At 64.6% G+C, this 347-nt stretch carries 1 protein-coding gene; it reads left to right on the top strand.

All coding sequences use genetic code 11. The features are described from left to right. Window positions 1-90 precede the first annotated feature (90 nt). On the top strand, window positions 91-347 hold a 257-nt coding region (locus tag EIZ44_RS46340; protein ID WP_439098642.1), incomplete at its 3' end, for an IS110 family transposase.

Genomic DNA, 347 nt, shown 5'->3' with positions numbered 1-347 from the left:
GCCCTACCTTTCTGTTTGGGTCTGAATCGGCGTTCGTAGGCTCGGTGGGCCCAGGGGCTCTGGGCATGGCTGCATGGTTCGTGCCGTGGGATGGCTCAAGGAGCTTGGCCACCCGGAGCCCCCGCGACGACTCGACCGCTCATTGAGAACCGCGAACGATCGCTGTGTAGGGCAACGTCGGCGAAGTCGTCTGTGGGACCGATGACGATCGAGCGTGCGGAGGTGGCGATGCCCGAACTGTGGGCCGGAGTGGACGTGGGCAAGGAACATCACCACTGCGTGGTGATCAACGCCCGTGGTGAGCGGTTGCTGTCGCGTCGGGTGCTCAACGACGAGACCGCGTTGCT

Origin of the sequence: Amycolatopsis nivea (genome assembly GCF_004522235.1) — a bacterium.
Lineage (GTDB): Bacteria > Actinomycetota > Actinomycetes > Mycobacteriales > Pseudonocardiaceae > Amycolatopsis > Amycolatopsis nivea.
This window is presented reverse-complemented; position numbering and strand designations above follow the sequence as displayed.